Consider the following 13546-nt stretch of genomic DNA (forward strand, 5'->3'; position numbering starts at 1 on the left):
CCCGCCGTCCGTACCCCCGTTCCGCGCCTTCCCGTCGCGTGCCCTCCCGTCCTGCGCCTTCCCGTTCTGCGCTGTCCCGTTCCGCGCTCCTCCCTTCTGCGCTCCTCCGTCCTGCGCTTCTCCGTCCCGGGGTCCTCCGTGCAACGTTTCCGCGTCCTGGGTCCCCCCGGCGGACGCCGGGTCACCGGAGCGGCCCTCGGTGTCGTCGAGGGGCAGCCGTGCCCACACGGTCTTGGCGCCGCTGCGGTAGGTGATGCCCCAGGCTTCGGAGAGTCCGGAGACGAGCCGCAGACCGCGGCCGTACTCGACGGAGTCGTGCGGGCGCTCGGTGCCGTCGTCGCGCACGACGCGCTCGGGGTGGTGGTCGGAGACCTCCACAACCAGGGCCCGCCCGGCGGCGGACGCGGCCCCGGACGCGTCGCCGGACGTGGTGCCCCCGGTGCCCGTGCTGCCCGGGGCGATCACCGGGCACTCCTGGGAACAGCTGTCGAGACGGCACAGCAGTTCGACGTCCGTGCCGGCGTGCACCACCGCGTTCGTCACGAGTTCGCTGACGACCACCAGCGCGTCGCCGACGAGCCGGTCGGTGATCAACTCCTCGCCGGGCAGGACGAGTTCGGTCCATCCCGCAAGGGCCGAACGGACGAATCTACGCGCCGCACCCGGCGCGAAAGGGTTACCCGGCAATGAGGTACGCGCCACCGCGTGCGGGCGTACCGTGGTGTCAGGAGCACGGGACTCGGACTCCCGTTGCGTCGGAATGGCGCCCACTGTGCGTCTCCCTGAGCAGTTCGGACGAATACGCCTCAGGCGATGCCGCCACAGTGACAGACTGGCCACGCCCATAAGCACCGAGTTACCGAAGTGGGCCTCCATGAGTGAGAACAGTGCTATGCGCGTGCTCGACGATGCATACGTCCGGGTGTCCGACCTGCGTCCCCTGCTCGCCGCCATGACGTCCGCCCGGGACGGCGACTTCAACCGGGTGCCCGAGGCGGGACACGGGATGGCCGCCGAACTGGGGGCGATGTTCAACCAGATCCTGGACCGGAGTGTGCACTTCAACTCCGAGGCCCAGCGCGTGCGCCGCGAGATCGTGCGCCACGGCCGGCTGGACGAACGGCTCTCCGCGAGCCCCGGCCAGGGCCACTGGACGACCCGTGTGAACGACGTGAACCAGCTGCTCGACGCCCTGGTGGCGCCGGCCGCCAACGCGGCGCGCGTCCTCGACGCCGTGGCGGGCGGCGACCTGACGCAGCGCGTCGACCTGCACGACGGGAACCGTCAGCTCCGCGGCGATCTGCGCCGTCTGGGACAGGCGGTCAACAAGATGGTCGACCAGTTGTCACTCTTCACGGGCGAGGTGACCCGGGTGGCGCGCGAGGTCGGCACGGAGGGGCGGCTGGGCGGCCGCGCCAAGGTGTCCGGCCTCTCGGGGAGCTGGCGGGACGTCACCGAGGCCGTCAACACGATGGCGTCCCGGCTGACCGCCCAGGTGCGTGACATCGCGCTGGTGACCACGGCGGTGGCGCGCGGCGACCTGACCCGCACGGTGACGGTCGAGGCGACCGGTGAGCTGCTCGAACTGAAGCTGACCGTGAACACGATGGTCGACCAGCTCTCCGCCTTCGCCGACGAGGTCACCCGCGTCGCCCGCGAGGTCGGCACGATGGGCGAGCTGGGCGGCCGGGCCCAGGTGCGCGGCGTGTCCGGCGTCTGGAAGGACCTCACCGACAACGTCAACTTCATGGCGTCGAACCTCACCTCGCAGGTGAGGAACATCGCCCAGGTGACCACGGCCGTGGCCAACGGCGACCTGAGCCAGAAGATCACCGTCGGCGCCCAGGGCGAGATCCTGGAGCTGAAGTCGACGATCAACACCATGGTCGACCAGCTCTCCGCCTTCGCCGACGAGGTCACCCGCGTCGCCCGCGAGGTCGGCACCGAGGGCAACCTCGGCGGCCGGGCCCAGGTCCGGGGCGTGTCCGGCGTCTGGAAGGACCTCACCGACAACGTCAACTTCATGGCGGACAACCTCACCTCCCAGGTCCGCAACATCGCGCTGGTGTCGACGGCCGTGGCGCAGGGCGACCTCGGCAAGAAGATCACCGTCGAGGCGAAGGGCGAGATCCTGGAGCTGAAGTCGACGATCAACACCATGGTCGACCAGCTCTCCGCCTTCGCCGACGAGGTCACCCGCGTCGCCCGCGAGGTCGGCACCGAGGGCAACCTCGGCGGGCAGGCCCAGGTGCGCGGCGTGTCCGGCGTCTGGAAGGACCTCACCGACAACGTCAACTTCATGGCGCTGAACCTCACCTCGCAGGTGAGGAACATTGCCCAGGTGACCACGGCCGTCGCCAACGGCGACCTCTCCAAGAAGATCACCGTCGACGCGCGCGGCGAGATCCTGGAGCTGAAGGACACCGTCAACACGATGGTCGAGCAGCTGCGCGCCTTCGCCGACGAGGTGACCCGGGTGGCGCGCGAGGTGGGCACCGACGGGCGGCTCGGCGGGCGGGCCCAGGTGCTCGGCGTGTCCGGGGTGTGGCGGGACCTCACCGACAACGTCAACTACATGGCGGACAACCTCACCTCGCAGGTCCGCAACATCGCGCAGGTCGCCACCGCGGTGGCGCAGGGCGACCTGTCGAAGAAGATCGACGTCGACGCGCGCGGCGAGATCCTGGAGCTGAAGAGCACCATCAACACGATGGTGGACACGCTGTCGTCGTTCTCCTCCGAGGTCACCCGGGTGGCGCGCGAGGTGGGCTCCGAGGGCCGGCTCGGCGGGCAGGCCCGGGTCGAGGGCGTGTACGGCACCTGGAAGCGCCTGACGACGAACGTGAACGAGCTGGCGTCCAACCTCACCACCCAGGTCCGCGCGATCGCCGAGGTGGCGTCCGCGGTGGCCCAGGGCGACATGTCCCGCTCCATCACGGTGGAGACCCAGGGCGAGGTCGACGAGCTCAAGGACAACATCAACCTGATGGTGGCCAACCTCCGCGAGACCACCCGCGCCAAGGACTGGCTGGAGTCGAACCTCGCCCGGCTCGCCGCGCTCATGCAGGGCCACCGGGACCTGATGGAGGTCGCCGACCTGATCCTGCGCGAACTGACCCCGCTGGTGAACGCGCAGTACGGCGCCTTCTACCTGGCCGACCCGGAGGAGGACAAGGCGACCCAGCAGACGGCGCTGCCCACCAAGGGCCTCGCCTTCATCGCCGGGTACGGATCGGCGCAGAGCTCGACGGTCGACACGGTGAGCATGCCGGTGCACGGACTCGTGCGGCAGGCCGCGCGCGAGAAGAAGCGGATCCTGGTGGAGGAGGCCCCGCCGGACTACATCAAGATCAACAGCGGTCTCGGCGAGGCGGCCCCCGCGAGCGTCGTCATCATCCCGATCCCCTTCGAGGACAAGCTGCTCGGTGTGATCGAGCTCGCCTCGTTCTCCCGGTTCTCCGACGTCCACCTGGCGTTCTTCGACCAGTTCGTGAACACCATCGGCGTCGCGATCAACACCATCATCGCCAACTCCCGCACGGAGTCCCTGCTCGGCGAGTCCCAGCGCCTGGCCGTCCAGCTCCAGGACCGCTCCGACGAGCTCCAGCTGCAGCAGGCCGAGCTGCAGCGCTCGAACGCCGAACTGGAGGAGAAGGCGGCCCTGCTGGCGACCTCCTCGCAGTACAAGTCGGAGTTCCTGGCGAACATGTCGCACGAGCTGCGCACCCCGCTCAACTCGCTGCTGATCCTCGCCCGGCTGCTCTCCGACAACCCGGACGGCCACCTCTCGGACCAGGAGGTGCAGTTCGCGGCGACGATCCACCGCTCGGGCTCGGACCTCCTTCAGCTCATCAACGACATCCTCGACCTCTCGAAGATCGAGGCCGGCCGGATGGACGTACGCCCCAAGAAGCTGCCGCTGATCAAGCTGCTCGACTACGTGCACGCCACGTTCCGCCCGCTCACCATCGACCGGGGCCTGGCCTTCGAGGTGACGGTCGGCGAGGACGTACCGCGCGAGATGTTCTCCGACGAGCAGCGGATCCAGCAGGTCCTGCGCAACCTCCTGTCGAACGCGATCAAGTTCACCGCGTCGGGCCGGGTCGAGCTGCGTGTCACCCGCGTCCAGGCCCCCGAACCCCACTTCACCCGGGACGGCAACGACGACGTGATCGCGTTCGCCGTCTCCGACACCGGCATCGGCATCGCCGCGGAGAAGCTCCCCGTGATCTTCGAGGCGTTCCAGCAGGCCGACGGCACGACGAACCGCAAGTACGGCGGCACGGGCCTCGGCCTGTCGATCAGCCGGGAGATCGCGGGCCTGCTGGGCGGCCGCATCATCGCCGAGAGCAGGCCGGGCAAGGGCTCCACCTTCACGCTGTACGTGCCGGTCGTCAGCCCTGGACACCCGGCCGGGTCCGGCGCCGAGGACCGGGCGCTGCTCCTGCCCGAGCAGATGTCGGAGGAACCCTTCAGCATCCACGACCAGGACGACAGCTGGCCCGCGCCCACCAAACTGGAGGAGTGGCGGACGGGCCGCGCGGGGCAGGTCCTGCCCGGGCGGCGGGTGCTGATCGTGGACGACGACATCCGCAACGTCTTCGCGCTCACCCACGTCCTGGGCCGGGTCGGCATGCCGGTCCTGTACGCGGAGAACGGCCGGGAGGGCATCGAGTCCCTGGAGCGCAATTCCGACGTCGAACTCGTCCTGATGGACATCATGATGCCGGAGATGGACGGGTACGAGACCATCTCCGTCATCCGCCGCACCCCGCGCTGGGCCGGACTGCCCATCGTCGCCCTCACCGCCAAGGCGATGCCGGGCGACCGCGAGAAGTCCATCGCGCGCGGTGCGAACGACTACGTACCCAAGCCGGTGGACGTCGATCAGCTGCTGACCGTCGTCTGCGCCCTCCTTGACCCCGAGGGACCCGACGCCGACGGGCAGGAGGCGCAGGAACAGGACGCGCCGGAGCAGGAGCGCTCCGCCGCGGGCGTCGTCGCGGGAGCCGGCACACCGGCGGAGCCCGCCGTCCCACCGACCGAAGAATGAGGCAGGCAATCGATCACCATGAGCACTGAGGCATCGACCGACGAGCGCGCCAGCATCCTCCTTGTCGACGACATGGAGGACAACCTGGTGGCGCTGGAGGCCGTCCTGGGGTCCCTCAACGAACCGCTCGTACGTGCCCGTTCGGGTGAGGAGGCGATGAAGGCGCTGCTGCGGCAGCGGTTCGCGGTCGTCCTGCTCGACATCCGGATGCCGGGCATGGACGGGTTCGAGACCGCTGCGAACATCAAGCGGCTCGACCAGACCAAGGACGTACCGATCATCTTCCTGACCGGCACGGACTCCGACGCGGGCTACGCGTTCCGGGGGTACGCCACCGGAGCCGCCGACTATCTCACCAAGCCGTTCGATCCCTGGGTGCTGCGCGCCAAGGTGACCGTCTTCCTCGACCTGCACCGCAAGAACCGCCAGCTGGAGCGGATACTCGCCCGCGAGCAGGCGCAGTTCGATGAGCTGGCCGACCGGCTGCGGGCGATCGAGAGGCACCTGGCGGCCGGGGGTGTGGCCGACGCGGCCGATCTGCGGCGGCACGTGCGCCACATGGAGGACCTGCTGCGCGAGATGCGCAGGGGACGGGGTCTGTGACCCCGTCCCCCGCGGGGGCGCGCCCGGAGGGGCGCGCCCTTCGTGTACCCGCGTGACGGTCCACGGCGGGGTGCGGGTGCGTGGTTAACCGGCGTGACGGTCCGTCGCAGGGTGCGGGTGCGTGGGGGCTGGTCGCGCAGTTCCCCGCGCCCCTGAAAGGCTCTTACGCCTCGCGTGTGCCCGCGTACATCTCGTCGATCAGGTGGCCGTACTCGCGTTCCACTACCGGGCGCTTGAGCTTGAGGCTCGGGGTCAGTTCGCCGTGCTCGATGTCGAGGTCGCGGGGCAGGAGCTTGAACTTCTTGATGGTCTGCCAGCGCTGGAGGCCCTCGTTGAGCGTCCTGACGTAGTCGTCGATCAGCGCGACCGTCGTGGGGTGGGCGACGACCTCGGCGTACGACTTGCCGGACAGGCCGTTGTCCTCGGCCCAGCCCAGGATGGACGGCTCGTCGAGGGCGATGAGCGCGGTGCAGAAGTTCCGGTCGGCGCCGTGCACCAGGATGTTGGAGACGTAGGGGCAGACCGCCTTGAACTGGCCCTCGACCTCGGCGGGCGCGATGTACTTGCCGCCGGACGTCTTGATGAGGTCCTTCTTGCGGTCGGTGATGCGCAGGTAGCCGTCCGCGGACAGCTCGCCGATGTCCCCGGTGTGGAACCAGCCGTCGGACTCCAGCACCTCGGCGGTCTTCTCCGGCAGCCCGTGGTAGCCCTCCATGATGCCGGGGCCGCGCAGCAGGATCTCGCCGTCGTCCGCGATGCGCACCTCGGTGCCGGGCAGCGGCTTGCCGACCGTGCCCGTGCGGTACGCCTCGCCGGGGTTCACGAAGGAGGCCGCGGAGGACTCCGTGAGCCCGTACCCCTCCAGGATGTGGATGCCGGCGCCCGCGAAGAAGTAGCCGATCTCGGGGGCGAGGGCCGCGCTGCCGGAGACGCAGGCGCGCAGCCGGCCGCCGAAGGCCTCGCGGATCTTGCCGAAGACGAGGGTGTCCGCGAGCTTGTGCTTGGTGGCCAGCGGGAAGGGCGCGGAGGCCACACCGGTGCGGCGGAAGTTGTCCTGGGTGACCTTCGCGTACTCGCGGCCGACCCCGGCCGCCCACTGGAAGATCTTGTACTTGGCGCCGCCGCCGGCCCGGGCCTTGGCCGCGACCCCGTTGTAGACCTTCTCGAAGATGCGCGGCACGGCCGCCATGTATGTCGGCTGCACGACCGGCAGGTTCTCGATGATCTTGTCGACGCGGCCGTCGACCGCGGTGACGTGCCCGACCTCGATCTGGCCGGAGGTGAGCACCTTGCCGAAGACGTGCGCGAGGGGCAGCCACAGGTACTGGACGTCGTCCTTGCCGACCAGACCGGTCGCGGCGATGGCCTTCGCCATGTACGACCAGTTGTCGTGCGGCAGCCGGACGCCCTTGGGGCGGCCGGTGGTGCCGGAGGTGTAGATGAGGGTGGCGAGCTGGTCCTTGGTGATCGCCCCGACCTTCGCCTTGATCAGGTCGGGGTTCTTCTCCAGGTACGCCGCGCCGCGCCGCTCCAGCTCGGCGAGGCCGATCACCCAGTCGCCCTCGGCCTCACCCTCGGCCTCGCCGGCACCGGTTCCGGTCCCGACACCGGCCGGGTCGATGACGACCACATGGGCGAGCTCGGGCAGCTCGGCGCGCTTCTCGCGGGCCTTGGCGAGCTGCTCCGCGTCCTCCGCGATCAGCACCCTGCTCCCCGAGTCGGAGAGGATGAACGCCGACTCGTCCGACTTGGTCGACGGGTACACGGTGGTGGTCGCGGCGCCGGCGCACATGATGGCGAGGTCGGCGAGGATCCACTCGACCCGGGTAGAGGAGGCCAGCGCGACCCGCTCCTCCGGCCGCACGCCCAGCTCGATCAGACCGGCCGCGATCGCGTAGACCCGGTCGGCCGCCTGCGCCCAGCTCAGCGACTTCCAGTCGTCGGGGCCCTCGCCCGAGGCGGCGGGTACCGGATAGCGGTACGCCTCGGCGTCCGGCGTGGCCGCCACGCGCTCCAGGAAGAGGGCCGCCACGGACGGCGGACGGTTCTCGATCAGGGTCTGTGTGTCGCTCACGACATCCTCCGGGGCCCGCGACAGCGCGTGTGACCGGCTCGTTGCGGTTGGCTGCGGTCGTTGTTTAACTCGCGAGTAACGTCGAGTGGTGATCAGCGTAAAGCCCGTCCGCCCGGTGCGTAAGGGGCGGCGGCCTGTCACTTTGCACAGAGCGTGGGCACAACGGGGCTGTGCGTCGACACCGCGGGCCCGCCGCGCACCGGCGCGACGGGCCCATGATTTCGGGCCAGGCCCGGTAGTTGCTGGAGGCTACTTCTTCCCCTTGCCGGCGCCGCCGTTGTCGTCGCTGGACAGCACGGCGATGAAGGCCTCTTGCGGAACCTCCACGGAGCCCACCATCTTCATCCGCTTCTTGCCCTCCTTCTGCTTCTCCAGGAGCTTCCGCTTGCGGGAGATGTCACCGCCGTAGCACTTGGCGAGGACGTCCTTGCGGATGGCGCGGATGGTCTCGCGGGCGATCACCCGGGAGCCGATGGCCGCCTGGACGGGGATCTCGAAGGCCTGGCGCGGGATCAGCTCGCGCAGCTTCGCCACGAGCCGCACGCCGTACGCGTACGCCGCGTCCTTGTGCGTGACCGCGGAGAACGCGTCGACCCGGTCGCCGTGCAGCAGGATGTCGACCTTCACCAGCGAGGCGTCCTGCTCGCCGGTGGGCTCGTAGTCCAGGGAGGCGTAGCCGCGGGTCTTGGACTTCAGGTTGTCGAAGAAGTCGAAGACGATCTCGGCGAGGGGCAGCGTGTAGCGGATCTCGACGCGGTCCTCGGAGAGGTAGTCCATGCCGAGCAGCGTGCCGCGACGGGTCTGGCAGAGCTCCATGATCGAGCCGATGAACTCGCTGGGGGCGAGGATCGTGGCCCGCACGACCGGCTCGAAGACCTTGTCGATCTTGCCCTCGGGGAACTCGCTCGGGTTGGTGACCGTGTGCTCCTTCCCGTCCTCCATGATCACGCGGTAGACCACGTTGGGCGCGGTGGCGATGAGTTCGAGGTTGAACTCGCGCTCCAGGCGCTCCCGGATGACGTCGAGGTGCAGCAGGCCGAGGAAGCCGACGCGGAAGCCGAAGCCGAGGGCCGCGGAGGTCTCGGGCTCGTAGACCAGGGCCGCGTCGTTGAGCTGGAGCTTGTCCAGCGCCTCGCGCAGGTCGGGGTAGTCCGAGCCGTCCAGCGGATACAGGCCGGAGAAGACCATCGGCTTCGGGTCCTTGTACCCGCCGAGGGCCTCGGTCGCGCCCTTCTCCTTGCTGGTGATCGTGTCGCCGACCTTGGACTGGCGGACGTCCTTCACGCCGGTGATGATGTAGCCCACCTCGCCGACGCCGATGCCGTCGGCCGGGGTCATCTCGGGGGACGAGACGCCGATCTCAAGGAGTTCGTGCGTGGCGCCGGTCGACATCATCTTGATGCGCTCGCGCTTGTTGAGCTGCCCGTCGACCACACGGACGTAGGTGACCACGCCGCGGTAGGAGTCGTAGACCGAGTCGAAGATCATCGCGCGGGCGGGAGCGTCCGCGACACCGACCGGAGCCGGAACATCCCGCACGACCCGGTCCAGCAGTGCATCGACCCCGACGCCGGTCTTCGCCGAGACCTTGAGCACGTCCTCCGGCTGGCAGCCGATGAGGTTCGCCAGCTCCTCGGAGAACTTCTCGGGCTGCGCGGCCGGCAGGTCGATCTTGTTAAGCACCGGGACGATGGTGAGGTCGTTCTCCATCGCCAGGTAGAGGTTGGCGAGGGTCTGGGCCTCGATGCCCTGGGCGGCGTCGACGAGCAGGACCGTGCCCTCGCAGGCGGCGAGCGACCGCGACACCTCGTACGTGAAGTCGACGTGCCCGGGGGTGTCGATCATGTTGAGGATGTGGGTGTCGCCCTTGCTGTCCCCGGAGGTCGGGGCCCAGGGCAGTCGCACCGCCTGGGACTTGATCGTGATGCCGCGCTCGCGCTCGATGTCCATGCGGTCGAGGTACTGAGCACGCATCTGCCGCTGCTCGACCACCCCGGTCAGCTGGAGCATCCGGTCGGCGAGCGTCGACTTGCCGTGGTCGATGTGCGCGATGATGCAGAAGTTGCGGATCAGCCCCGGGGCGGTACGGCTCGGCTCGGGCACATTGTTAGGGATCGCGGGCACGCAAGGTCCTGTCTCTTGAGGCGCCTGTCGCCTCGGGTCGGATCGATACGTAGGCTCCATGGTCCCACGGGCGGCGGCGTGCGACCGGTTTGGGCCGTCCGCGGTGTCACTGCTACCGTGGACAGCTGTGTCTCATGCCCTCTCTGCAGGGGACACGCAGGACACGCACCATTCGGTTAAGAGAAATCACCGGCGCGCGAGACCTCTCGTCCCGTGCGCCTGAACCTGAGAAGGCTCATTTCGTGGCGAACATCAAGTCCCAGATCAAGCGGATCAAGACCAACGAGAAGGCTCGGCTGCGCAACAAGGCCGTCAAGTCCTCCCTGAAGACCGCGATCCGCAAGGCCCGCGAGGCCGCTGCCGCGGGTGACGTCGAGAAGGCCACGGTTGCCGCGCGCGAGGCGTCGCGGAAGCTGGACAAGGCCGTCTCCAAGGGCGTCATCCACAAGAACCAGGCCGCCAACAAGAAGTCGGCGCTTGCTTCGAAGGTCGCCTCCCTCCAGGGCTGATCGTCTGCCAGTGGTTCGAGCAACGGCTCGGACCGGCTTGAACGCCGGAAGGACCCGAGCGGGCCCTCTCTCTCCGCTCCCGACCGGCACCCCGACTCGTACGCGACTGCGTTCGCCACGCGGGTACGAGTCCCCAGCGTGAACCGAGCCCCGGTCGCCACCCTCCAGCAGGGCGGCGACCGGGGCTCGTCTTTGCTTTCAGCCCATCCGCGAATTTTTCAGCCCGTCCGGCGTTTGAGGACGAGCGCGCAGCGCGACAGGGGGGTCTGGGGGCGCAGCCCCCAGGGTCACGCCGGCGAGGAACGGCTTGAGGGGGCCGGCCGACCCCCAGGGCCGGCGCCGTGCCCGACGGCGGGCCGGTCGGACGGCCGGCGCCGGCCAGGCGAAGGGCTAGCCCCGCCGAGCCCGCGCAGCCCGGGCGATGGCGACGACCGCCTTCTCCAGCGCATACTCCGCATCGTCACCACCCCCCTTCACCCCCGCATCCGCCTCGGCGACCGCCCGCAGCGCGACGGAGACCCCATCGGGCGTCCACCCCCGCATCTGCTGCCGGACCCGGTCGATCTTCCAGGGCGGCATCCCCAGCTCCCGCGCCAGATCGGCCGGCCGGCCACCCCGCGCGGAGGACAGCTTGCCGATGGCCCGCACCCCCTGCGCCAGCGCGCTCGTGATCATCACGGGCGCGACCCCGGTCGACAGGGACCACCGCAGCGCCTCCAGGGCCTCCGCCGCCCGCCCCTCGACCGCCCGGTCGGCCACCGTGAAGCTGGAGGCCTCGGCCCGGCCGGTGTAGTACCGCCCGACGACCGCCTCGTCGATGGTGCCCTCGACGTCCGCGGCGAGCTGCGTCACCGCGGAGGCCAGCTCCCGCAGATCGCTCCCGATCGAGTCGACCAGCGCCTGGCACGCCTCCGGTGTCGCCGACCGGCCCAGCGCCCGGAACTCGCTCCGCACGAAGGCCAGCCGGTCCGCCGGCTTCGTCATCTTCGGGCAGGCGACCTCGCGCGCGCCCGCCTTGCGCGCGGCGTCGAGCAGGCCCTTGCCCTTGGCCCCTCCCGCGTGCAGCAGCACGAGCGTGATCTCCTCGGCCGGAGCGCCCAGGTACGCCTTCACGTCCTTGACCGTGTCCGCCGACAGATCCTGCGCGCCCCGCACCACGACGACCTTGCGCTCGGCGAAGAGCGAGGGGCTGGTCAGCTCGGCGAGCGTGCCCGGCTGCAACTGGTCCGAGGTGAGGTCCCGTACGTCGGTGTCCGCGTCGGCCGCGCGCGCGGCGGCGACCACCTCCTGCACGGCACGGTCGAGCAGGAGATCCTCCTGCCCCACGGCGACCGTGACGGGAGCGAGGGGATTGTCGGGTGCAGAGTTCCTGGCCATCGCGCCAAGCATCCCACGCACCACCGACAACGGGCCCCGACAACGGAACTGGGCACCGGGCCGCACCGACGGGCTCAGGCCGCGAGGCCGGTCGCGGGGCCTCTACGGCTCCTCGCGCCACCCCTCCCACTCCCCCGCGAACTCGTCCAGCTCGCCCGCGTCCAGCCGCCCGTGCTCGTCCCGCAGCACGAGCAGCCACTGGGCGTCCTCGGCGTCGTCCTCGCCGGCCAGGGCATCCCGGACGAGCTGCGGCTCCTCGTCGAGGGCGAACCGTTCCCCGAGGGCTTCCGCCGCCTCGTGCGCGGCATCGCGGTCGGGCAGCACCAGTACATGTCTCACGTCGCTCACCCGCCCATTTTCCGGCACCGGGGCGCGATCCCGCACCGGGGATCCCCCGCGGGCCGGCCGGTGGTCAGCCCTTGGGCACGATCTGGATGTCCAGGTCGACCGTGATGCTCGTGCCGACCATGGCGATGCCCTTCGCGAGCATCGACTGCCAGCTCATCGTGAAGTCGTCGCGTCGCAGCTCGGTGGTGGCCCGGCAGGCTGCCCGCACCTCGCCCGCCGCGCCGTTGCCGACCCCGAGGTACTCGGTGTCGAGCGTGACCGTCCGCGTCACCCCGTGCAGCGACAGCGCCCCGGCGACCCCCCACCTGCTGCCGCCCCGGTGCGTGAACCGGTCGCTGTAGAACTCGATCGTCGGGAACCGGTCCACGTCCAGGAAGTCCGCGGACCTCAGGTGCCCGTCCCGCATCCTGACGTTGGTGTCGATCGACGCGGCGTCGATCACCACGTGCATGGCCGACTGCTCCATGCTCTCGCCCACCCGGACGATCCCCGCGAAGGTGTTGAACCGGCCCCGCACCCGGGCCAGCCCGATGTGCCGCGCGGTGAAGCCGATCGAGGAATGGGTCGGCTCTATCTCCCAGTCCCCCGGCCCGGGTAACGCGGGCGGTCTGGCGGGGTTCAGCGTCACGTCGCCGAGCTCCGCCACCTCGTTCCCCGGCACCGTGACGTTCGCCCGGTACGGCGCGTGCCCCTCCGCCGACACCGCGAGCCGGTACTCACCGGCGGGGACCGTCACCAGGAACGACCCGAACGGATCCAGCTCCCCGCCGACCACCTTGCGCCCCGCGGTGTCCGTGACCACGAACTCCGCGTCCGGCACCGGCTGGTCGTCCGGGTCGAGGACCCGGCATCCGAGCGCTCCGGCCCCGGCCGGCATCGACACCGTGGCGAGGTTGCCCGCCTGTGCCCGGTTCGTACGGTTTCCCCGCCAGCTGCCGACCATCTGCGACCCACCCTCGTGTCAACACCCTGTGAAAACACACGTCGTCGGGGAGGTATTCGACCACCGATGCGACTTTCGAGGCAACAGACGACTACATCGCAGCAAACCAGCGCATGTGCTGGTACTACGCACGAGTAGCCCGAATTGGCCGTTCCGCTTCTCTTCTTCCCTCAGGCGTCCTCCTTCCGGACGGCCGGGACGCGCTCCAGCACGACCCCGAACCGCTCCCGGTACGCCGCCAGCACCTCCTCGTCCGTGGCCAGTTCCACCGTCTCCTTGCCGCCCCCGGGGTCCGTGACCGTCAGGGTGCGCCCGCTGAGCGTGACCCGCCCGCCGTCCTCGGTCACCCGCGAGCAGACCGGTGACCGCGTGAAGTGCGAGGCGGGCGAGGTGCTGTGCCACCAGGCGCCGGCCACGAAGTCCCCCAGCACCCGCGGCCTCGTCTCCAGCCGGTACCTCGACCTGCCGTCCCACACCACCTCCAGGTCCCCGAACTCCCCCGCGCTCCCCCGCAC

General features: G+C 70.0%; 10 protein-coding genes. 3 read left to right on the plus strand and 7 right to left on the minus strand.

The features are described from left to right. On the minus strand, positions 1 to 594 hold a 594-nt coding region (locus FGF04_RS25695), incomplete at its 3' end, for an ATP-binding protein (protein WP_188114217.1). A 280-nt stretch (positions 595 to 874) separates the two neighbouring features. Between FGF04_RS25695 and FGF04_RS25700 the strand changes: the two genes are divergently transcribed. Beyond that, a complete protein-coding gene (locus FGF04_RS25700) occupies positions 875 to 5053 on the plus strand; it encodes a HAMP domain-containing protein (RefSeq protein WP_235882489.1) in 4179 nt (1392 codons plus the stop codon). An 18-nt stretch (positions 5054 to 5071) separates the two neighbouring features. Then, entirely contained in the window at positions 5072 to 5656 is a 585-nt protein-coding gene (locus FGF04_RS25705) for a response regulator (protein WP_149513613.1), read from the plus strand. A gap of 163 nt (positions 5657 to 5819) precedes the next feature. On the opposite strand, the gene FGF04_RS25710 is transcribed toward FGF04_RS25705, so the two are convergent. Further along, complete coding sequence (locus FGF04_RS25710; RefSeq protein ID WP_149513614.1) at positions 5820 to 7730, minus strand: AMP-dependent synthetase/ligase; 1911 nt, start codon at positions 7728 to 7730, stop codon at positions 5820 to 5822. A gap of 249 nt (positions 7731 to 7979) precedes the next feature. Further along, positions 7980 to 9854 carry a translation elongation factor 4 gene (gene lepA / locus FGF04_RS25715; protein ID WP_149513615.1) on the minus strand — a complete coding sequence of 625 codons (1875 nt, stop codon included), beginning with the start codon at positions 9852 to 9854 and terminating at the stop codon, positions 7980 to 7982. A gap of 242 nt (positions 9855 to 10096) precedes the next feature. Between lepA and rpsT the strand changes: the two genes are divergently transcribed. Next, complete coding sequence (rpsT, locus tag FGF04_RS25720) at positions 10097 to 10363, plus strand: 30S ribosomal protein S20 (protein ID WP_103553320.1); 267 nt, start codon at positions 10097 to 10099, stop codon at positions 10361 to 10363. Between the two features lie 390 nt (positions 10364 to 10753). On the opposite strand, the gene holA is transcribed toward rpsT, so the two are convergent. From holA to FGF04_RS40210, 4 genes are all read right to left on the minus strand, one after another. Then, the gene (gene holA / locus FGF04_RS25725; RefSeq protein WP_188114218.1) at positions 10754 to 11740 is read right to left on the minus strand and encodes a DNA polymerase III subunit delta; all 987 of its coding nucleotides are present in this window, start codon (positions 11738 to 11740) and stop codon (positions 10754 to 10756) included. Between the two features lie 102 nt (positions 11741 to 11842). Beyond that, positions 11843 to 12088, minus strand: a complete 246-nt coding sequence (locus tag FGF04_RS25730) for a hypothetical protein (RefSeq protein WP_149513617.1) — start codon at positions 12086 to 12088, stop codon at positions 11843 to 11845. A gap of 64 nt (positions 12089 to 12152) precedes the next feature. After that, positions 12153 to 13031: a YceI family protein gene (locus FGF04_RS25735; protein ID WP_149513618.1), complete on the minus strand. Its 879-nt coding sequence runs from the start codon at positions 13029 to 13031 to the stop codon at positions 12153 to 12155. Positions 13032 to 13201: 170 nt separating this feature from the next. After that, a partial coding sequence (locus tag FGF04_RS40210; RefSeq protein WP_188114219.1) for an arylamine N-acetyltransferase occupies positions 13202 to 13546 on the minus strand: 345 nt, incomplete at its 5' end.

Source organism: Streptomyces apricus, assembly GCF_008369065.1.
Taxonomy (GTDB): domain Bacteria; phylum Actinomycetota; class Actinomycetes; order Streptomycetales; family Streptomycetaceae; genus Streptomyces; species Streptomyces apricus.

Coding starts and splice junctions, on each gene's coding strand:
- FGF04_RS25700 (WP_235882489.1), top strand. CDS start 875: ATGAGTGAGAACAGTGCTATGCGCGTGCTCGACGATGCATACGTCCGG.
- FGF04_RS25705 (WP_149513613.1), top strand. CDS start 5,072: ATGAGCACTGAGGCATCGACCGACGAGCGCGCCAGCATCCTCCTTGTC.
- holA (WP_188114218.1), bottom strand. CDS start 11,740: ATGGCCAGGAACTCTGCACCCGACAATCCCCTCGCTCCCGTCACGGTC.
- FGF04_RS25735 (WP_149513618.1), bottom strand. CDS start 13,031: ATGGTCGGCAGCTGGCGGGGAAACCGTACGAACCGGGCACAGGCGGGC.